The 310-nt window shown below is 41.6% G+C and carries 2 pseudogenes; both read left to right on the top strand.

The features are described from left to right. Window positions 1–73: pseudogene (locus ACSG5Z_RS30270) on the top strand (PTS sugar transporter subunit IIB); the annotation flags it as partial. A gap of 16 nt (window positions 74–89) precedes the next feature. After that, window positions 90–310 (top strand): annotated as a pseudogene (locus ACSG5Z_RS30265) (PTS lactose transporter subunit IIC); the annotation flags it as partial.

Below are 310 nucleotides of genomic sequence, written 5' to 3'. Positions count from 1 at the left end.
TATCAATCCAATGCACTACGGCATGATGAATGGAGAAGCAGTTTTAGATCACGCGTTAACACTTAAAAAATAATTAGGGGGGAAGCGAAATGCAACAGTTTATTGCATTCATGGAGAAATATATTGTTCCTGTCGCTGGTAAAATCGGATCGCAACGTCACTTAGCTGCGATCCGTGACGGATTTATTGCAGTTATGCCACTTATCTTAGGTGGTGCATTGGCATCACTAATTAATGGTTTTCCGTCTGAAGCTTTCCAAGAGTTCATGAAAGGTTTGTTTGGTGAAACGTGGAAACAAGTTGGCGGTGG

The sequence above is a fragment of the Bacillus pretiosus genome, assembly GCF_051294775.1.
Lineage (GTDB): Bacteria > Bacillota > Bacilli > Bacillales > Bacillaceae_G > Bacillus_A > Bacillus_A wiedmannii.
The sequence above is the reverse complement of the archived record's forward strand: the minus strand, read 5'-3'. Positions and strand labels throughout refer to the sequence as shown.